Annotated in this window: 15 protein-coding genes, 1 tRNA gene and 1 other RNA gene; 8 read left to right on the top strand and 9 right to left on the bottom strand. The window is 35.9% G+C overall.

Features of this window, described 5'->3' with window-relative positions; all coding sequences use genetic code 11:
• Positions 1-605 precede the first annotated feature (605 nt).
• Positions 606-678: transfer RNA gene (locus WC460_06685), tRNA-Ala, on the top strand.
• 87 nt (positions 679-765) lie between these two features.
• Here WC460_06685 and WC460_06680 read toward each other — a convergent pair.
• On the bottom strand, positions 766-1,758 hold the full coding sequence (locus tag WC460_06680; protein ID MFA5189014.1) for a DUF4349 domain-containing protein: 993 nt from the start codon (positions 1,756-1,758) through the stop codon (positions 766-768).
• Positions 1,759-1,971: 213 nt separating this feature from the next.
• On the opposite strand from WC460_06680, the gene ileS reads away from it, so the two are divergent.
• Both ileS and WC460_06670 read left to right on the top strand, forming a co-directional pair.
• A complete protein-coding gene (ileS, locus tag WC460_06675) occupies positions 1,972-4,914 on the top strand; it encodes an isoleucine--tRNA ligase (protein MFA5189013.1) in 2,943 nt (980 codons plus the stop codon).
• Positions 4,915-4,990: 76 nt separating this feature from the next.
• Positions 4,991-5,950 (top strand): NGG1p interacting factor NIF3, encoded by a 960-nt coding sequence (locus WC460_06670; GenBank protein MFA5189012.1) that lies wholly within the window; start codon positions 4,991-4,993, stop codon positions 5,948-5,950.
• Between the two features lie 32 nt (positions 5,951-5,982).
• Here WC460_06670 and WC460_06665 read toward each other — a convergent pair whose 3' ends face one another.
• Positions 5,983-6,492, bottom strand: coding sequence for a hypothetical protein (locus tag WC460_06665; GenBank protein MFA5189011.1), 510 nt, complete (start codon positions 6,490-6,492; stop codon positions 5,983-5,985).
• Positions 6,493-6,565: 73 nt separating this feature from the next.
• Here WC460_06665 and WC460_06660 point away from each other — a divergent pair, with 73 nt between their 5' ends.
• From WC460_06660 to WC460_06640, 5 genes are all read left to right on the top strand, one after another.
• The gene (locus WC460_06660; protein MFA5189010.1) at positions 6,566-7,852 is read left to right on the top strand and encodes a U32 family peptidase C-terminal domain-containing protein; all 1,287 of its coding nucleotides are present in this window, start codon (positions 6,566-6,568) and stop codon (positions 7,850-7,852) included.
• Positions 7,853-7,888: 36 nt separating this feature from the next.
• Positions 7,889-8,410 carry a hypothetical protein gene (locus WC460_06655; protein ID MFA5189009.1) on the top strand — a complete coding sequence of 174 codons (522 nt, stop codon included), beginning with the start codon at positions 7,889-7,891 and terminating at the stop codon, positions 8,408-8,410.
• Positions 8,410-8,862, top strand: a complete 453-nt coding sequence (locus WC460_06650; GenBank protein ID MFA5189008.1) for an NUDIX hydrolase — start codon at positions 8,410-8,412, stop codon at positions 8,860-8,862. Before WC460_06655 ends, WC460_06650 begins: the two co-directional genes overlap by 1 nt.
• A 29-nt stretch (positions 8,863-8,891) precedes the next feature.
• Entirely contained in the window at positions 8,892-9,467 is a 576-nt protein-coding gene (gene ruvA, locus WC460_06645; protein ID MFA5189007.1) for a Holliday junction branch migration protein RuvA, read from the top strand.
• A 119-nt stretch (positions 9,468-9,586) separates the two neighbouring features.
• Positions 9,587-10,501: a peptidoglycan bridge formation glycyltransferase FemA/FemB family protein gene (locus WC460_06640; GenBank protein MFA5189006.1), complete on the top strand. Its 915-nt coding sequence runs from the start codon at positions 9,587-9,589 to the stop codon at positions 10,499-10,501.
• Positions 10,502-10,552: 51 nt separating this feature from the next.
• Here the strand turns inward: WC460_06640 and WC460_06635 are convergent, their stop codons facing one another.
• The 7 genes from WC460_06635 to rnpB form a co-directional block, all read right to left on the bottom strand.
• The gene (locus tag WC460_06635; protein MFA5189005.1) at positions 10,553-12,622 is read right to left on the bottom strand and encodes a hypothetical protein; all 2,070 of its coding nucleotides are present in this window, start codon (positions 12,620-12,622) and stop codon (positions 10,553-10,555) included.
• A complete protein-coding gene (locus WC460_06630; protein ID MFA5189004.1) occupies positions 12,612-15,299 on the bottom strand; it encodes a DUF4012 domain-containing protein in 2,688 nt (895 codons plus the stop codon). Before WC460_06630 ends, WC460_06635 begins: the two co-directional genes overlap by 11 nt.
• Positions 15,300-15,327: 28 nt before the next feature.
• On the bottom strand, positions 15,328-16,449 hold the full coding sequence (locus tag WC460_06625; protein ID MFA5189003.1) for a glycosyltransferase family 1 protein: 1,122 nt from the start codon (positions 16,447-16,449) through the stop codon (positions 15,328-15,330).
• A 47-nt stretch (positions 16,450-16,496) separates the two neighbouring features.
• Positions 16,497-17,648, bottom strand: coding sequence for a glycosyltransferase family 1 protein (locus WC460_06620; GenBank protein ID MFA5189002.1), 1,152 nt, complete (start codon positions 17,646-17,648; stop codon positions 16,497-16,499).
• Between the two features lie 47 nt (positions 17,649-17,695).
• Positions 17,696-18,790, bottom strand: coding sequence for a glycosyltransferase (locus WC460_06615; GenBank protein MFA5189001.1), 1,095 nt, complete (start codon positions 18,788-18,790; stop codon positions 17,696-17,698).
• 176 nt (positions 18,791-18,966) lie between these two features.
• Complete coding sequence (locus WC460_06610; protein MFA5189000.1) at positions 18,967-20,385, bottom strand: sugar transferase; 1,419 nt, start codon at positions 20,383-20,385, stop codon at positions 18,967-18,969.
• A 49-nt stretch (positions 20,386-20,434) separates the two neighbouring features.
• Positions 20,435-20,879: RNase P RNA component class A (gene rnpB / locus WC460_06605), an RNA gene on the bottom strand.
• Between the last annotated feature and the right edge of the window lie 205 nt (positions 20,880-21,084).

Below are 21,084 nucleotides of genomic sequence, written 5' to 3'. Positions count from 1 at the left end.
TTCACTGATTGCCGTAAAAAAAGAAGACACAGAAACGGCAAGGCGCCGATAGAAATTGCCGGCGCAGACATTACAGGAATCGATTGCTTAAAGTTGTAAAATAGCAGTCGCAAAAGGGGACGCTACCGCCAACTAATGACAAGGAAAGAAAAGAATTGAATAACAAAATTAGTTTAATTCGACTTCATATAAGACAAGTAATCCGCCTTCGCTTCTTCGGAGTTATGGCGGATGTAGAAAAATAAGACCCCTCTATTTTTATAAAGGGGTCTTATCGTTGCTTATCTTTTTCTCTTTTTTGCTTTTTTTGCTTTCTTGACAACCTTTTTCTTTGCTTTTTTCTTTGCCATTGTTGTAGAGTTAATTCTTAAAAATTAAAATTTTATTTCTAAAATCTTATTACACTTATTATAGCATTTTCTGTCAAGGATTATAAGGATTTTTAAAATAAAACTGTGGATAACTTTTAATTCAAGTAAAAAGTTAAAAAGTAGAAAGTAAAAAGTTTTGAAAATATTTTGTATTTTTGTGTTTGACAAGGAATTTTTTTTTTGCTACAATGTAATAAATCCTTTTGAGGATATTTTTTGTTAGAAAAGTATTTTGGGCCGGTAGCTCACCTGGTAGAGCGCCTCGTTTGCACCGAGGAGGTAGCGGGTTCGAGTCCTGTCCGGTCCACTCTTCGCTCCGCGTTGCGGAGCTTCGAGTGGCAAGCCACTCAAAACAAAAAGACGTTCCGATTCACAGAACGTCTTTTTGTTTTGTTTAAATATTTTGTTTTGGCTTTCTAAATTTTTTTATAAGCCATTTGACTAGAAGGTAAATTAAATAAATTAAAATCAAATAAGGAATTAAACTCAGCAGAAAGAAAATTAAGATAATAATAAAATTTACAAAATTTTGCAAACCAACAATTACATTTTTAACTGCTCCTTTAACAACTTCCCAAGGCTGCCATTTTTCCGCTGGTAAAGTAACATTAGCTGTACTGGTGAGATTGACTGCAATTGTTGCCATTTCAGTTTGATTGTCCAAATATCTAATCCTGCCTTTGATTTGTTCTATTTGGCCTTGCACTTGATCAAGCTTGTCTCTGACTGCAATTATTTCCTCAACTTTTTGCGCCCGTTTTAATAATTCTAAATACTGGGCTTCAACTGCCTGATTATGGGTTAAGCTTGCCTGCAAATCAACATACTCCTGGGTTACTTCTTGGCCATTGATATCTTCGCGTTCAACTAAACTGGCAAAAGATTTAATTTTTGAAATCAGATTCTCAAAACTGGCAGCGGGCACACGCAAAATTATATTGGCATATTTAAGGCCTTTTTCATTTTCAGTCACGCTGGAATTTTGGACAAAACCACTGACTAAAACTGCTTCATTGGTAATCTGGCCGACTGTTTTATCTACATCATTAACTGTGATGCTTAAACTGGCTGTTTTAATTACTTTTTGCTGGATAGTGCCAGTATCGCTGGCAGTTGGCGCAGTACTAGGCATGGGTGCAATGGCTCGTTCGGCTATTGAATTATCTTGTAAAGAAGGAGCGCTTGGCGCTAAGCCCATCATTCCTATGGCAGAACCAGATTCCAACCCTTGTTTATAATATACTGACTGAGAAAGGCTAGTGGTGCGAAAATTGTTAATTACAGTTACAACTATAAAGATAATAACTATAACGCCAAGGGCAATTAATATTCCCGCAATTATTTTTTTCATTAAATTCGGGATTTTAGAAACATTGGCTTGATCCATAATTTTAAGCATTAATTATTAAGTAATTTTTACTGATTTTAGTATAGCAAATAATGATAGATTTTAATACCTTTCTTTTTGACATTTTCCTCGATTTTAGCTAAAATATTGATATTGAAACTTGAAATTGGATATTGGAAATTGTGGATAGGAAAATTATAATTTAAAAAACCAATCCCCAATTTCTAATTTCTAATATCTAATTTCTTATATATGGAAGTTAAAAAAAGTCAATTTGCCCAAAAAGAAGAAGAATTAGTTAAATTTTGGGAAGATAAGGAAATTTTTAAAAAAACTCTGGAGAAAAAAAGTCCCAAGGGTGATTTCGTGTTTTTTGAAGGGCCGCCGACTGCCAATGGCAAACCAGGCATCCATCATGTGATCGCCCGCGCTTTTAAAGATTTGATTCCGCGCTATAAAACAATGCAGGGCTATAAGGTGCAAAGAAAAGCAGGCTGGGATACGCATGGTTTGCCAGTTGAATTGCAGATTGAAAAAGAATTAAAGATTTCCGGCAAGAAAGAAATTGAAAAATTAAAACCAACTGTCAGGGAAAGCATTGAATACTTTAATCAGCTGTGCAAAGAAAGTGTTTTTAAAAATCTTGAAGATTGGCAGCTTCTTTCCAAGCGCATTGCGTTTTGGCTGGATTATGATAATGCCTATATTACTTATAAGCCAGAATACATTGAATCTTTATGGTGGATTATAAAGCAAATTTGGAATAAGGGCTTGCTTTATAAAGGTTTTAAAGTCGTGCCTTATTGCACCCGTTGCGGCACCTCGCTTTCTTCCCATGAAGTTGCCCAGGGCTATAAAGAGGTTGAAGAAAATTCAGTTTATTTAAAATTTAAATTAAAAAAAGGACAAAAATTTGACCATCTTAAAATTGATGATGATACATATATTCTTTCCTGGACAACTACGCCCTGGACTTTGCCAGGCAATGTGGCTCTGGCCGTGGGAGAAAATATAGATTATGTAATGGTAAAATTTGGCAAAGAGAATTTGGTTATTGCCAAGTCCAGATTGAATGTAATTGACAAATTAAACCAAGAATATCGCGCAGAGGAGTATTTTAAAGGCAGTGATTTAGTAGGTTTGGAATATGAGCCGCTTTTTCCCGATGTTATTCCCGCAGAAACAGAAAATCTAAGAAATGCATTCAAGGTTTATGCGGCTGATTTTGTGACTGTTAGCGATGGTACTGGCGTAGTTCATACTGCCGTAATGTATGGCGAAGCTGATTATGAGTTGGGCGAGAAGGTAAGTTTGCCGAAATTTCATTCTGTTAATGAGCTCGGCAGATTTAACAAAATTTTGGCTGAATATAATCTGCTGGATAAATATGTTAAAGATAATGAAACAGAGAAAATAATTATTGATTATTTAAAAGCCAATAATTTTTTACTGACTGAAGAAATGTATAAGCATGATTATCCGTTTTGCTGGCGTTGCGATACTCCTTTGCTTTATTATGCCAAACCCTCATGGTTTATTGAAATGACCAAGCTAAAAAAAGAACTCTTAGATAATGCAGAAAAAATAAATTGGGTGCCCGAATATATCAAAGAAGGCAGGTTTGGCGAATGGCTGGAAGGCAATAAAGACTGGGCATTTTCCCGCGAAAGATATTGGGGCACGCCTTTACCGATCTGGCAATGCGTTAAATGCGAACAAACAGCATGTGTGGGCAGTTACGAAGAATTAGAAAAACTATCTGGCCAGAAATTAAATAAAAATTTTGATCCGCATCGTCCTTTTATTGATGACTTGGAATTAAATTGCCAGTGCGGCGGCCAGATGAAAAGAGTGCCAGAAGTGATTGATGTCTGGTTTGATTCAGGCTCTATGCCATTTGCCCAGTGGCATTATCCTTTTGAAAATAAAAATTTAATTGACAAAAAAGAACAATTTCCCGCGGATTATATAAGTGAAGCAATTGATCAAACCAGAGGCTGGTTTTATACCTTGCTTGCTGTTTCAACTTTATTGGAAAAAGGCACGCCATATAAAAATGTTATTTGTTTAGGGCATTTGAATGATAAGTTTGGCAAAAAAATGAGCAAGTCAAAAGGCAATGTGGTAGATCCTTGGTACATTATAAATAAATACAGTTCAGATGCCTTACGCTGGCATTTGTACACTCTTAATCAACCGGGCGATGCGAAAAATTTTGATGAAAAAAATGTTGACGAGGTGGTGAAAAAAGTAATTTTGATCTGGCAAAATTCAGTCAAATTTTTCAAGCTTTATCAAGATAAGAAGGTCAAGTCTAGCCAGGATTCGCCAAATATCTTGGACAAATGGGTTTTGGCTGAATTTAACAGGCTGATTAATCAGGTCAGCCAGTATTTAGATGAATATAATATTATTGAAGCAGGCAGGAAAATTCAGGACTTTATAAATGTTTTTTCCACCTGGTATTTGCGCCGCAGCCGTGACAGGTTTAAGGGCAATGACGAGAAAGATAAAAAACAAGCGCTGGCTACGACCCATTATGTCTTATTGAATTTAAGTAAAATTTGCGCGCCATTTATGCCTTTTTTGGCAGAAGAAATCTATCAAGAACTTGAGGGCGGTAAAGAAAGCGTTCATTTGGAAGACTGGCCAAAAGCGGCGGCTGATTTAATTGATAGCAAGCTGATAGAAAATATGGAAACAGTCAGGAAAATAATTGAACAGGCTTTAGCGGTGCGCGCCGCTGCGGTTATAAAAGTTAGACAACCTTTGAATAAACTTTATATTACTAAAAAGTCATTGCCTGAAGAATTATATTTTTTAATTAAAGATGAAGTTAATGTTAAAGGAATTGAATTAGTGGATAATTTACCGGAAGGTAAAAATTTAAAAATCGGCGCTGATCAGAATTATAAGGTTTGTCTAGACATTGAACTTGATAAAAATTTGCAATTAGAAGGCAATGCCAGAGAATTAATTCGCCAGATCAATGCCCAGAGAAAAGAAATGGGCTTATCTATCGGTGATTTAGTTGAGGTTGTTTATGAAACAAAATCCGAAGCGCTTAAAGAAACCCTAGCCAAATTTGGTGATGAAATTAAAGCTAATACTTTAACTAAGGAATTAGTTGAGGGTAAGGGGAAAGAAGAATTGGAGATTAATGGAGAGAAAATTAAAATTGAGATTATAAAATAATGCCGAATTACTAATGCCGAATTCTGAAATATTATTTTTCAGCATTCGGACTTCGGACTTCATAATTCAAAAAAATATGACATTACAACAAATTTACAATTTAGCAGTTAGTTTGGGGATTGAAAATGATTTGCGGGGCAAGCAGGTTGTTTTAAATCATTTGAAAAGAGTAAAAGAAAAATATGAAAAACTGCCTAAAGAAAAAAAGGCCACTTTTGATGTGGAGAAATTAACTAATCCTTTTTCTGACACCAGGATTTTATATGAATCAAAAAAGAAGAAAGAAATTAAGAAAATTTTAGTCGGGATTGATATGGAGGGTGAGGAATTGCTTTTGGCTGATAAATTGGGAGTTAACTTGGTAATTGCCCATCATCCAGAAGGCAAAGCTTATGCAAATATCCATGAGGTCATGCATTTGCAGGCAGAAGTTATGGAAATGTACGGAGTACCGATTAATGTGGCTGAAAGCTTATTAAAACCTAGAATCAGCGAAGTCTCTCGCGGTATTGCGCCAATTAATCATCAGCGCGCAGTTGATATGGCTCGTCTTTTGGATATTAATTTTATGTGCAGCCATACTGCTTGCGATAATATGGTGGCTAATTTTTTGAAAAAAGAATTTGATAAAAAGAAAAAAGAATTAGTTTATGTTGAGGAAGTAATGAAGGTTTTAAAATCAATTCCAGAATATCAGCAGGCGGAAAAAATGGGCGCAGGGCCGCGACTTTTTTCCGGTTCTGAAGAAAATCGCGCTGGCAAAGTTGCCCTGACAGAAATTACAGGCGGCACAGAAGGTACTGCTAAAATTTATGAAAAATTAGCTCAGGCAGGAATCGGCACAGTCATTGGCATGCATATGTCCGAACTTCATAAAAAAGAAGCAGAGAAGGCTCATATTAATGCAGTAATTGCAGGCCACATGTCATCTGATTCAATTGGTGTTAATTTATTTATAGACCAGCTTGAGAAAAAAGGCATTGAGATAATCGCTACTTCTGGATTGATCAGGTATTCCAGAAATAAGAAAAAATAATTTGGCAGCTTTAGAAATATAAAAAGCCGCATCTAAGAAGATACGGCTTGAATTTTCAGGCAGTTAAAGGTCGGGTTTTTCTCCCAGAATTTTTTACGGACAGCCAGGTAATCCAAAATTATTTGACGATCCGGATGAAAAACTCTCCTGTCCTTTAAAATTTTTTCAGGATCAGCCGGGAAAAAGACTAATTTGTATTTTTCCAAATCAATAATCTGCGGTCTTTCAACAATGATGGCAAATGATTTGAATAATTTTCCATCTATTTCGTAATAGCTGATAGGCGAATAGATATCAACTTCCATGCTCGTATTTTTCATAAAGGCCTCAATTAATTTTTCGTATTCATCATCAAGTTGATCAGAGCCTTTATCAGGATCCATTAATTTTTCCACCTTCCTTGCCGGCAGATGCAGAAAACCTCTGGGAGTCTTTTTTAGGAGTATGCGTTCGTCATGATCGTAGATTCCAACCAGGATCAATTCAGTGTGTGAATTTTCCGTAATTATTAATTTCTTTGCTGGGAACCTATTAATTGCCATTGCTACCTCCTTTTATTCAAAGGACATGATAATGATAAATACATTTTATTATCAATTATAAAATTTGTCAAATATGGAACTGCTTGCGCCTGCGGGCAATTATATTAAAATGAAATATGCCATTGAATTTGGGGCAGATTCAGTTTATCTGGGACTGCCTGATTTTAGTTTGCGTTCAAGGATTAATGATTTTACGCCAGCTAAGATTAAAGAAGCGATTAGATACGCACATCAGCGCCAGAAAAAAGTTTATATAACTGTGAATATTTATGCGCATAATTATCATCTGGCGAATGTAGCCAAGACTTTAAAATTATTAAATAGATTAAGGCCTGATGGCGTCATAATTTCTGATCCAGGCGTTTTGGCCTTAGCCAAAGAACATTTAAAAAAAATTGATCTGCACTTGTCTACGCAGGCTAATTGCACCAACTGGCAAGCAGCTAAATTTTGGTACAAGCAGGGAGTTAAACGTATAATTTTAGCTCGCGAATTAAGCCTTAAAGAAATCGCTGAAATCCATAAAAAAGTTCCGAAATTGGAATTAGAATGTTTTGTCCATGGCGCAATGTGCATTTCTTATTCTGGCCGCTGTCTTTTGTCAGCTTATTATAATAGAAGAAGTGCAAATTTGGGTGATTGTTCTCATCCTTGCCGCTGGGCATATAAACTTTACATGGAGGAAATGACTCGGCCTGGCCAATTTATGCCAGTTGAAGAAGACAAACACGGCACTTATATTTTAAGCTCCAAGGATTTATGTATGATAAAATATTTGGATCAGCTGCAAAAAGCCGGAGTTAAACATTTTAAAATTGAAGGCAGGACAAAGAGTATTTCGTATTTGGCGAATGTGGTGAAGATTTATAGGCAAGCTATAGATTACTACAGATTACAGATAAATACAGATGTACGAAAGAAAAAAATTAATGAATTATATAAAGAATTGCATAAAATTTCTAACAGGGAGTTTACGACTGGGTTTTATCAGCCAAAGGCTGACCAGCCTCGGGCTGGTTTTGGGACAGAAAAGTTCAAGATGCAAAAGTATGACGCGCCGTATGTACGGCCGGACTTGGAATTTTGCGGCGAAGTTTTAGATCGTAAAAATTTAGGCAAGGGAGTTTGGCAATATAAGGTTAAGGTCCATAATGTGATTAAAGCTGGCGACCAAATTGAATTTATCCTGCCGCAAAAAGAGAATTTTAAAATGCCTATTCCCACGATTTATGATTTGGATGAGAAAAAATATGTGGCTGAAGTTCACGGTGGACAAGATAAGGCGATTTTGCTAAATTTAAATAAAGAGATGCCGGTGATGACGATTTTACGAAAAGGGAAAGAAGGGAAAAAGGGGTAAGAAGGGTAAAAAGGGCGTTTTCGCCCGATTAAAAATATGGATAAAATAATTAAACCATTCTCTGAAAATATAATTTTTTTTGATACAGAATTTTCATCATTAAATCCTTATAATGGCGAAATATTATCTATGGGATTAGTAAAATTAAATGGTGAAGAACTTTATTTGGAATTTGAATATAAAGGAGATGTAGATAAATGGCCTAAAGAAAATGTTCTGCCGCTTCTTAAAAACGAAAAAGTTAAAAGAGAAGATGCATTGCCGATAATAAAAAAATTCGTTGGTGATAATAGACCTTATCTTGTCAGCTATATTAATCAATTTGATATAATTTATTTGTATAAATTGTTGGGAATAGATAACCATCCATTCCACTGGGTACCCGTAGATTTTAGCTCAATTTTATTCGGGTTAGGAATTGATCCGGAAATAATTGCCATAGATGATAAAAATTTTTTTGAAGAATATGATATTGATACTAAAAAATATTTAAGACATCATGCCCTTGATGACGCTAAACTCTTAAGAGAGGTATACTTAAAAATTATTTTGAATTAATGAAATTACTATATAAAATTTATAGGATTTTACCGGTAAGAATTCGCTGGTGGATATCATACATTTTTGCCAAAAAATTTTTAGTAGGATTTTGTGCCCTAATAGTTAATGATGGGAAGTTATTGTTAATTAAACAATCATACCAATATCATTACAGCTTACCCAGTGGATTCTTGAAACAAGGTGAAGATTTGAAGGCGGGAATAAAAAGAGAAATAAAAGAAGAATTGGGTTTAAATATTGGAATAAGCGAAATTTTAGATACTATTAAAGATTCGAAAAAATCAATTTTTACAATAATCGTAAAATGTAAGGGTTTAAACGGTGAAATAAAAGTAGATAGTAAAGAGCTAGAAACCGCAGAATTTTTCGAGATTGATAAATTGCCCTTAGATAATGTTTTAGACGTTCAGCTTCCAATTATTAATCAATTTTTACATAATATTTCATAATTCAGCTCTCATAATTCGTAATTCATTATATGATTACATATTTAAAAGGAAAAATTCAATACCTTGGTTCAAATTTTCTGGAAGTTAATGTTAATGACCTCGGCTATAAAGTTTTTAGCATTGGCAAACTTTTGGACAAGCTTAAAGTTGGCCAAGAAATTGAACTGTTTACTTACCAATATATCAGGGAAGATGCTTTAGATCTTTTTGGATTTAAATCCAGGGAAGAATTGGATTTATTTGAGCAGTTAAATAGCGTCACTGGAATCGGGCCTAAAACTGCTTTGGGAGTTTTGTCTTTAGCCAGCCCGGAAGAAATTGAATCAGCCATTGTGCGTGATGACGCTTCTGTTTTGACCAAGGTTTCCGGCATTGGCAAAAAAACAGCAGAAAGAATTGTTTTGGAATTAAAAAGTAAATATAAAGGCAAAGTTGATTTGTGCTCCAGGGCAGCAATTAATTCTGAAGATTCTGATGTTTTAGATGCAATGGTTGGTTTAGGTTATCAGCTGTCAGATGCACGGGAGGCCTTAAGAAAACTGGACAAGGATGTTTCCGGCGCTGATGAGAAAATTAAGGCCTGTTTAAAATTGTTAGCCAAATAGGTTATATTAGGTTTTATGAAGTTTTATGAAGTTATATGAGGTTGCATGGAATATAAGGAGATTATCCACCTTCGCTCAAGGCTTCGGCGGATTAATATACATTTATAGTGTTTTTATATATGAATTTAAATTTAGTGACAAATAAAGAGCAATGGGATAAACAAATTGGCTCACAAAAAATGAGCCAGTTTTTGCAATCCTGGGATTGGGGAGAATTTCAAAAAAGTTTAGGCCGTAAAATTTGGCGTTTGGATTTGAATGGTCATTTTGTTTTTGTAATCAAGATGCCTCTGCCACTGGGCCAAAATTATTTATATGCGCCGAGAATAAATTATTTGTTGAATAAAGATCTCATTGATTCTTTGAAAAATTTGGCGAAAGCAGAGAAAAGTATTTTTTTAAGACTGGAATTATCGCCCCAGCAGGATCTTGATTTGTTTGGGTTTAAAAAGGTTCAGAGTGTCCAGCCAAAAAAGACCCTGCTTTTGGATTTAAGCAAAAACGAAGCAGAATTATTGGCAGATATGCATCAAAAAACTCGCTACAATATACGTTTGGCAGAGAAAAAGGGTGTTAAGGTTAAAATAAGCGAAGCTGGACTTGATGATTTTTATAATTTAATTTCCAGCACTTATAACCGCAAAGGTTTAAGCGGTTATAACAAAGAATATTATCAAAAACTATTAGCCAATTATTCCGGGGAGGCAATTTGTTTGGCTGAATTCCAGGACAAAATTTTATGCGCCAATCTGGTTTTGCCTTATGGCGATACGATGATATATTTGCACGGCGGCTCTTCAGAAGATGGCAAAAATTTAATGGCGCCGCATTTGCTGCAATGGGAGGCAATAAAAAAAGCCAAAGAACTTGGCTATAAATATTATGATTTTTGGGGGATTGAAGATCGCTATCCTGGCGTGGCCAGATTTAAAAGAGGTTTTGGCGGATTTGAGGTTGATTATGCTGGCGCCTGGGATTTGCCAATAAATAAATTTTGGTATCTGGCGTATAAAATTATAAAAGTTTTTAAATAAAAAATCGGCTTTGATGGTTCGACTAAGCTCACCATGACAAAGCCGATTTTTTTATTCTGCTAAAATTAAACCCTTGCCCTTGCCCAATGGATCAGAATCTAAATTAGTGGTAATCCCAGAAAGAGTATTTAAAAGTTGGCCTTTAGTTTGGGCATCGGTAGCGGTTAAAGTAATTTCCGGCAATAAAGTTAGAATCTTACCGACATCTCCAGCTTGGGGAGTAATAGAAATATCAAATTCAGCTGTGGCTTTGTCTATTGTCGCAGGCATGCCGGAAATTTGCCAGATAATTTCATTTTGTGCATTTTTAAATAAGTCGCCGGTGGAAATATTTTGTTTATCTTCAAAAGTTACATAATCGGGCAATTTACTTTTAACTTCAATCGTGGTCAGATCATGTAAAGAATTGGTTATAGTCCAGAAAATCCTGTAAGAAGTTTTTTGGCCCACAATTGGCGGCAAAGGCCCTGAGCCAATAGTATTACTTTGGTCATCAAAGTAGCGCGCCATGGCTGATAAATTTAAATCAGAATTAAATTCATTAATCAAAGTCGGGCTTTGGTTGGTAATTTTGGCTTCGGCATTATCTATTTGATTAACTTGTGTTTCAAAAAAGCTCTTAACCTGATAATCCTGCTGGCTGTATTGTCTGGCAGGTTTGGCCCGAAGTTTTATTTGGAAATTAATTTCAATTTCTTCTTCAGGCAGTAAAAACGCCAGCTTTGGGATTTGATCTTTTGTCCATAAAATTTGAGTATCTTCATTGATGCCGCGATTGTCATCTTTTAGGCTAGACCAATCCAAAAAAGCTGAGTCTAAAACAGCTCTAACTTTTATATCTCCCAAGGTTTTTTTGCTTTTATTTTCAATGCTCAATAAATAATTTAGCGTGTCTCCAAAACTAACAGCTTTGTTTTGGTTTGAGCCATTAATAATTAAATTGGTAAGCAGTTCGCCCTTAATCACTTCTATGCTAAATTTTTCTTCACCCTGCAGGAATAAATCTTCACCAGAGCCTTTTAATTTAACAGCAACAGTAAATTCCGGTTTTGCGCTAGCCTCAACTTTAAACTTACCTTTTATTTTGATTAATTTTTCCGCCTGAGGCAAAAGACTGTCAATCTGCCAAATTTTGGGGCTAATTTCATCTTTTACCGCTTTTATAACATTTAAAGAGGCTTCATTGTTGGGATCAATAATTTGACTTTCGCCAATAGTAAATTCAAGGGGATAAGCCAGTTCTACTGATAAATTATTAATTTCATATTGCTGGGATTTATTAGTAAGTTTTAAAGTCAGTTCCATTTCTTCTTGATCAGCGATTTGGTTGGCATGTTCTATTTCTAAATTTGCCAGACTATCACTGATTTGCGTGCTAAAGGAGGCTTTTTTTTGGAATTCAGAACTAAAGTTAGCCGGCACATAATTCAAAACAGCTGAGATGGATTGCTGGGCGTCAATCGGCCCGATTAATTTGCCGGTAATATCAAGAAGTTGCGATTGGCCGGGATAAAGATCATTGATTTTCCAGGTTTTCAAATTGGCAGGCGTCTGGTCAGTCGGCAAGACTGGTGGAAAATTTGAGGAAGAAAAGATAAAACCATTAGGTAGATTTACAGTCAACTGGACATTGTTCAGGCTGATTTCTTCTGAATTCGTATATTTTATTTGATAATCAATATTCTCCCCGGAACTTAAACTAAACGGCGCTTTGATTTCCAATTTAATCTTATCGCCGGAAAATTTAGGATTAGGCCGAAAAATAAAAAAGCCTGTCACCGAAGCCGCCAGAATAATAAATAAAAAAACAATAATGCCGATTACTAAATTTCTAGCGCGATTTTTGTTTTTAAATTCCAGTTTTGTCATATTGGGCAAATTGCCCTGGCCATCCTCGTAAATTTTTTTTAATTCTTTGCCTACCTCTAAAGACTTTGCTTCAAATTTTTCTTCAAGCGCTTTTTCTCTTTTTTCCATTTTTGTCGGAGTGAATTTAGAATTCCAGGATTTTTTATAAGATTTTAGAGGGGATTTTTTTTTGTCAGCTAAAATAGCCTCAGTGGCAGAGGCTTTTATTTTAGATTTAAAATCTTTTTCCAAAGCGGCTGGATTATTGTTCATAATTTGCAGAATTAAAGATAACGGCCAAAAATTTATCAGTATTTAAGGCCGCAGCGAAATTGAATTTATCGCCGTCTTTTTGCAGGCCGTCAGGATAAGTAAGCTGATATTGGAGATTAGGCGGGAAATTTATTGACACAGTTACATCAAAATTTTCTTTGCCTGATTGCTTTTGCCAGAGTAGCGAATAGCGGTCAGTATTTGGATCGTTTTTTTCCAGGCTTAATTGTTCTTTAATTAAATTGATCAAATTAAAAGGTTGGTTATGCGCTTTCAGGTTTAAAATAAACGGTAATTTATATTGGACTGTTATTGTCTGGCTCTGACCCGGTTCAACTTTAAGCCAGTTGGCAAAAACTGTTTTGCCGCCTTCATTATAAATTGCAGTCTGGCTGATTGGCTCTAATTTGCGGGAAAATTCGCCATAGGCTAAATCAGGATCTATGTCATAGGTGACAGAGTCGTCAAGGACAAATAATTCTTCTGGCAGAGAGCTAAAGCCCAAAGCGCTGACTAATTCGCTGTCCTTGGGCACGTAAATGCGCAAGTAATCAAGATTGGGTACTCCATAAAAATTTTCTCCGCTTGTGCCCGTGTGTGATTTTGTAATAGTTAAAGTATTAATAATAGAGCCGTCCGGTTTGATATCCACCGCTAGATTGGCTGATTGTTTAATAACTGCGTCTGTTTTTTCTCCGGCGATATTTGTGCTGACCACCTCAAGATAATCTTTTTCAGTATTTTTTTGTTCTCCGCCCCAATTATTTTTAAGCACCATTTTTTCAATATTAAAATTTGAAAAGTAAAATTGAATTTCTTTTGCATCCAAAGAATTTAAAATTTGATCCAAAATTTCAGTGAATTTTTGGCGATCGGAATGCAGCAGCCGGTCAATTATAATGGGCGCCAAATCAGCGATAATTTGTTTAGGTTTATTTTGAGCTTGGTCATAATTTAATTCCACATTAGTTTGGATTTCTGAAAAAAAATTATCAGCGGTAATCGTGAGATTATAATCTGGCAATTCAATCGGACCGGTCAGTTTTAAAACTTTTTCTAAAAAGGTAGCATTAACAAAAATCATGCCATCAATAGTCGGACCGCCGCTATTTTCATAAAACCAATTTAATTTTTCAGCTGAAGCAGGCAGATTGGCAAACCAATTTGCATCCTGGAATTCCCAGCGGGTATTAATAATATTTAGGGGCGTGGGGGACTTTATATTTACCTTAAGTCCGGCTTTAAGGTCATATGGACCGCCGCCAGGCACATTTATTTTGCTAATATTGCCGCGATCAATATCAATCAGCGCATAGCTGCCAATAAAACCACCGGTCGGCCTGAGCTCGTGATTGTTTTGGAAAAGCAGCAAATATCTTTTTTTGCTTTCTTGCCCTAAAAGCTGGGCGATCAAATCAGCTGAGGCCGTAAAATTGGTGAAATTTTTTTCTAAAATTGGCAGGGCAGTCTGCAACGTCTGGATTTTATCCTGATATTCTGACGGAATTGCTGAAATGTCAATTTGTTGCAGGTCAGCATTGGCAGAATTTAAGTCCATGGAGATTAGAACCAAGTTTTCTTTCAAAGTTATGAGCTTATCTGTTAAATTCATGTTTTGCGCATTATCGCCCAGATTGATTTTGGAAATTGTATCTGCCAGTAAAGCAGCGCTCCGCGACAATTTTTCACCCACATTGGTTAATTTTTGCGCTGCGACATACTGCTCGCCTAAGCGAGGCATCAATCTGATAGCGCCTTGAATAATAAAATTAACATTGGCCAGATCCTGGTTTGCCTGGGTAAAATTTTGGCTGGCTGCCTGCAATTCAAACTGCGTGTAATAAAGATCTTGAGCCGAAGCGGCTTTTTTAGACAGAAGCAAATGATTCAAAGCTAAGCCGGTTTTTTGCAAAACATCATTTTTTTTGCCTTGTAAATCCTGGTAATTGCCATAAAGCGCAAATGGCAGGCTAAAAATCAGGCAGAAAAGAATAAATGTAATAACAGCTCTTTTCCAATATGTAGGCAAGATAAAATTGCCCAGCCTTAATTCACGGGGTTGTAATTTTGGCAAGCGCCAGCTTGGCCAGCTGAGTTTAGGTAATTTAAGATGGCTGGGTTTGCGCGCAATTAATGAACCAGTGGACTCAAGATATTTTATTTTTTGTTGCGGTTTAAGTTCTGCCAGATTGGCTCGAAAATTATGGCATATTCTTTTTAGAGGTTTTGTATTTTGCTTGAATTTGCTGAATATTTCTGCGGTAATGATTTCTGACTGTGATTGTTTGTGCCTGGCAGATTCTTGTTTTTCAATGCCAATTTTTTTCAAGTCTAGAAGATAAGGCGAGCACTTGGTATTTGTTTTTTTGATAAAATTTCGGGCAGGCTCGGCAGGTGGTTTAAGCGCAGGAGCTGTCTCTGCCCGCAAATTATTCTCTATTTTTGAATAATTTGGCAAGGATTTTTTTTGAGCGTTTGTGACCGCATGTCTGGCAGCGGTTTTAAAAGCAACAAATCCGCCACGAATATTTTTTTTCTTGGTTTTTTTTGCAACAATTTTTTTTACAGATTTAGAAAGTATCTTTTTAGCAACAATTTTTGACTTTGATTTTTTAGCGGGGTTTTTTACTTTCTTAATCTTTTTTAACTGTTTTTTTGTTTTTAATCTGCTACGCATGGGTGCGCTTGAATTTAAAGCTGCTTATTTAAGTTTTTAGGATTTGGTTATAAAGTTGAGATGTTTTTTGAGCGCATTCCGGCCAGGAATATTTTTTTATTTGCTCCAATCCTTGCTTGAGCAATTGAGCTTTGAGTTCTGGAGCGTTTAAAACTTTCAGCATGGTTTGGGCAATGGCGGCAGTGTCATGGGGGTCAAAATATAAGGCTGCGGAACCAAGGATTTCCGGCAGGCTGCCAGCATTGGAGGAAATAACAGGGAGTCCGCAAGCCATGGCTTCCAAACCGATTAGGCCAAAGCCTTCATAAAAAGAAGGGATAACAAAGAGTTCGGCTGCATTGTAAAAAAGAGGAAGTTCATTTTCAGCTATAAAGCCGGGACAGATAATATCGTCTTTAAATTTTGAATGTAAAATGACCTGGCGGATATTGGGATAGTGAGCATCTTCCTGGCCGCCTAAGACGAGCTGATAGTCAAAATCCCCCTGGCTTTTTAAGAGTTCAAAGGCTGAAATTAAGCCTTCAAAATTTTTATGATTGCGCCAGGCGCTGATAAAAAAAATAAATGGCTTGGTAATCTGATATTTGTCTTTAAGTTCTTTTATTTTAGCATAATTATCAATTATTTTAAAGTCAGTTTCTATCCCCAAATAAATCACAGCTATTTTTTTTTCAGAGACATTAAAATATTTAATTAGATCTTGTTTGGCGGCCTGTGAATCAGCTATAATTTTAGCTGATTTTCGCAGGCTGGACTTGATTGTCAATTCATAAGCCTTTTTCCGCCACCAGGATTTTTGCTTATGGCCAGGCCAGAATTTCGGGGTAATATCATGAATTGTGGTGATCCTTGGCTTTTGGTAAAAAATTGGCGCATTAAAATGCGGGAAATGCATCAGATCAAGCTTGGACTGATTAAGCTGATTTAAAAATGTCGTTTGTTCTGAATATGAATACCAGGGCGCTTGAGCTTTTATCTTGTGTACATTTGCTTGAGATATTTGATATTCCGAATAAATCGGATCTAGTAAAAATAAAAAATAATCATTTTCCTTATCTATTTGGAAAATGTTTGTGGTGAGCTGTTTGATGTAATTGCCAATGCCTGACTGGCTTTTGCCATACATTCTGGCATCAATGCCGATACGCATATGTGAGGAAATAAGTAATAAGAAATAGGTAATAAGTAATTAGATGGCTAAGAATTTAAGGTTAGATAATCTAAGGTTTTTTGGGCGCATTTTTCCCAAGAAAAACGTTTGGCATTTTCCAGGCCTTTATTGATCAAGTCCTGTTTAAGCTCTTGGTTGCTTAAAATCTCGTTAAGGCTGGCAGCGATTTCTTCAAGATGGTCGGGATTAACTAAAAAAGCAGAATCGCCTAAAATTTCCGGGAAAGCTGAATTATTGGCTGCCATAACTGGAAGTCCGCAGGCTTGGGCTTCCAAAGCTGGGAACCCAAAGCCTTCATAAAAAGAAGGGAAGATAAAAGCCCGCGCTAAATTATACAAATAGGGTTTATCTTGGCGGCTAATATAATCAAGGTAGAAAATTTGTTTAGTGTAAGGAGAATTATTGGCTATTTCAAATATCTTCTTATAATTCCAGCCTGGAGCGCCGGCTATTAATAAATGCAGATCAGCAAGTTGTGAGTTGTTGTTTTTTAAAAGGTTAAAAGCTTCAATTATGCCGGTTAAATTTTTGCGCGGCTCCAAAGTGCCTAAAAATAAGATAAAGGATTCTGGCAACTGATATTTGGCTTTGATTTCTAAAAATTTTGGATCGTTTTTGTCTAGAGGTTTGTAAAGATTATGATCAAGTCCAGAATGGATTACTTTTATTTTTTGGCCAGGGAGCTGGTACAAATTCATTAAGTCGTTTTTTGTATTGTCTGAAACTGCGATTATTTTATCAAAGCCAGCATTTAATTTTCTGGGATTTATAAATTTATGCCACAGCTGGCGTTTGAGAGAAAAAAAACTGGGGAAAAGATCAAAAGATAAATCATGGATGGTTATTGTCTTTTTGCCTCCGGCTCTTAAGGCAATGAAATTCAAATTAGGCATAAAAAAAATATCCGCAGGCGGAAGTATTTTGTCTATTTTAGGATAGCGCAGTAATTTTAAGCCCAGATTAAAAAATTTATTGGGGTATTTAAAACCAAAAAATTTAACATTTGGATAATTAAAATCAGGCAGATTATTGCTTATATCCTGATGGCTGTTATAAAAAAGCTGATATTGATTTTGGCTATCAATTTTAAATAAATTATCTAGAAGATTAAAGGCATATTCGCTCACCCCGGAATAATTGGCCTGCATGAGGCAGCGAATATCAATGGTGATATTCATGAATTGTGAGATATTAATTATGCAAAATTAAATTTGAGTACTTTTTATTATTTTTTAAAATCAGACCAGGCCTGATCTACGAACTTTGTAAGCTGAGAATAAAAATTTTGGGTATTGAATTTTTCAGCATGAGCTTTTATGAATTGAGAATTATAATCATGAGGCCTGAATTTTATAATCGTATCAATTAAAGCTTCCCAGGACTGCTCCTCAAACAATTTTCCAGTCTGGCCGTCAATAACTGTTTCTAATGCTCCGCCATTTGCATAAGCAATGACTGGACGGCCAGAGGCCATGGCTTCAATTACTGTCAGGCCAAAATCTTCAACTTGAGGATGGATTAGCCCTAGACAATTAGCTAAATACTTTCTTTTGTCAGTTTCTGAAACAGCGCCCAGAAATTCAATGTTTGATTTGGCCATTTTTTTTAATTTATTTTCTTCTTCACCAATGCCGATGATTTTTAAAGGGATATTTAGCTTGTTAAAAGCTTTGATGGCCAGATCAACTTTTTTGTAAGGTTTTAAGCGGGAAATTAGCAAATAATAATTGCCCAGCTCAGATGAAATATAAAAATTTTGCGTATCAGTCGGCGGATGGATAACAGTGCTTTCACGGTTATAATAATTTTTGATTCTTTTGGCAATAAATTTTGACTGAGCTACAAAATGATTTACTCTCTGCGCTGAGACATGATCCCAGAGCCGTAGCTTGTGTAAAAAAAATGGCAGGAAATGGCTGACCAGTTTGCCTTCTTTAATTTCTTTATGGTATTGCTGGGCATCAGACCAGAGATAGCGGGTCGGCGTGTAGCAATAGCAGATGTGCAGAGTATGCGGATGAGTAATCACGCCTTTGATTAAAGCTGAGCTGGAAGAAATGACAATATCATAAAGACTCAAATCCAAACTTTCCACTGCCACTGGCATTAGAGGCAGATACCAGCGTATTTTTGAACTTGCCCAGGGCATTTTTTGTAAAAAGGAGGTGCGGATATCTTTGCCTTCAAAGCCAGAAAGCCTTTTTTTGTCATGAATTAAAGTAAAGATTGGCGCATCTGGATAAAGTTCAGACAAGGCTAAAAGCACGCGTTCAGCGCCGCCTGCTTGGTTTAAATAATCGTGTAATAAGGCTACTTTCATAGGGATACTAATTTACCTGCCTGCCGGCAGGCAGGCTAATCTGTTACTAATTTTACAAATATACGAATTTTTAGAAAATGATTTAATGTTCTTATTTTAGCTCATTTTAACTTAAAAATCAAGCACAAAAAATAGCCTTTTTATGGGCTATTTTTCCTATATAATTTGAGTAGAAGCTATAATGCTTCGCGTTTGGGAAAAAGCACAACTTTGGGAGTTTTTAAAAGTATTTGCAGATCAAGCCAGAGCGACCAGTTTTCAATATAATAAGTATCCAGTTTAACTTCTTCATCAAAATCTAAATCTGAGCGGCCAGAAATTTGGGCCATGCCAGTGATGCCTGGCTTAATATCTAAAACTCTTTTTTGATAATCCTTATATTTTGCAACCTCTTCAGGCAAATGCGGCCTGGGACCGACCAAGCTCATTTTACCAATAAAAACTAAAAATAGTTCCGGCAATTCATCAATGCTAAATTTGCGGATAAATTTGCCAACACGGGTGATCCTTGGGTCATTTTTAATTTTAACCAGCGGACCTGAACGCAGATTTTTTTCCTGGAGCGCTTGGGAATATCTTAAAGAATCTGATTTGTCAATCATGGATCTGAATTTAAAATAACGAAATGGTTTGGCAAACTGGCCCATTCTTTGTACGGGCGAACCATTGTCTAATTTGCTAAAAAAAATCGGGCCCTTAGAATCTAATTTAATGGTGATAGCTGCAAACAGCATGATTGGCGAGGTTAAAATAATAAAAACACCAGCAGCAATTATATCAAAAATGCGCTTATAAATTCTGCCCCAGCCTTCTAATTTGGTTTTGGTAATTTCAAAAATCGGGATGCTGGCTAAGGTGTCAATTTCTAAACGGCTGGTTTTAGTTTTAAAAAGGTCAGCGGAAAATTTAAAAACAATATGATTGGCTTCGGTAAAAGTAATTAAATCAAAGGTTGTTTCTTTGTCTAGATTAGGATCAGCCTGAATAATTTCGTCAATAGTTTCATTTTTGTGCATTTCTAAAATTTGAACTTTAATCTCCTGGTTAAAAGTTGGGAATATTTTGACTATTTGATAACCTAATTGAGGCTTGCTATTAATTTCGTCGGCAATTATTTGAGTATTTTTATCCTGGCCGATTAAAATAATTTTTTTGGCGCCATAGCCTTTTTTGAGCAGATATTTTTGAAATTGAAAAATTATTAAACGGCCGATGGTGACATATAAAATACTCAAAATCCAGACTGCCAAAATTATAAAGCGAGAAGAAAAAAGTTCTCTTTGCAAAAAAATTGCTAAAATAATAGTTAAGATGCCGGTTGAACAGGCTAAAAAAATTTTGCCAATTTCCTGGAGCAATTTGCGCCTGATTTTTATGGCATAAAGGCCCGCTAAAGCAAAAATTAATAGCCAAAGCAAGGCCAGTAAAAAAGTATAACTTATATATTGAGCTAAAGATAAAGCATAGACAACTGGCCTGATTTCAGTTACAAAAGTACCGACTCTAAGATAATAGGCGGTTAAGGCAGCCAAAACAAGCATTAGAAAATCTAAAGGAATTAAAATTATGGTAAAGAGTAAATCAGTTTTTTTCATATTTTTTAAAATTAAGGGCACCCTTAAGGAACCCTTATAATTTTACCTAAATAGCCAAATAAGCATAAGCCGGATTTTGTTATCCCTTAATTCCTCTAAGAATTAAAGAAAGATGATCATCTATCTAGGCCTGGCATTACTGCCAAGCTCAAGCGGACTACTTTTAATCCCGCCACGCGGGACTTTGTCCTTGCACCAGGTTGAGTTTACCACGTACACTCTGTTGCCAGAGGTTGAGTTTTGTAGCCATTTGTCTCGAGAACAAATAACACCAAAACACTTTTCACATTTGGCCCTCCTTCGCATAAAGCTACGGAGGACTAGTATAGTCTCTGTGGCACTGGTCCTAATTTAACATTGCTATTAAACTGGCGGGCGTTACCCGTAACCATTTTAAGGTGTCCGGACTTTCCTCTCAAAGTCCGTTGAAGCTTTAGCGGAGGCGAACCTCCTTTAAACTTCATTGGACTTCAAGCGATCATCACTTATTTGGCTATTTAGATACCCCTTAAACAAGGGGAAATAGTATGTATTATTTTACTACATTATATCAATTTTGTCAAGATTTTAAGAACTGGGTTCAAAGGACTAGCGCAAAACTTTAAAATCATTTAAGGTTTTGCTATGAAAAACAAATATCATCGTTTAACCCTTGAAGAAAGGGAGGTAATAAGTAATGGGCTGTGGGCAGGTGAGACG

This window comes from Patescibacteria group bacterium, from assembly GCA_041651155.1.
Lineage (GTDB): Bacteria > Patescibacteriota > Patescibacteriia > CAIXNZ01 > CAIXNZ01 > JAPLYF01.
Note: the sequence above shows the minus strand (reverse complement) of the source record. Positions and strands in the feature narration are given on the sequence as shown.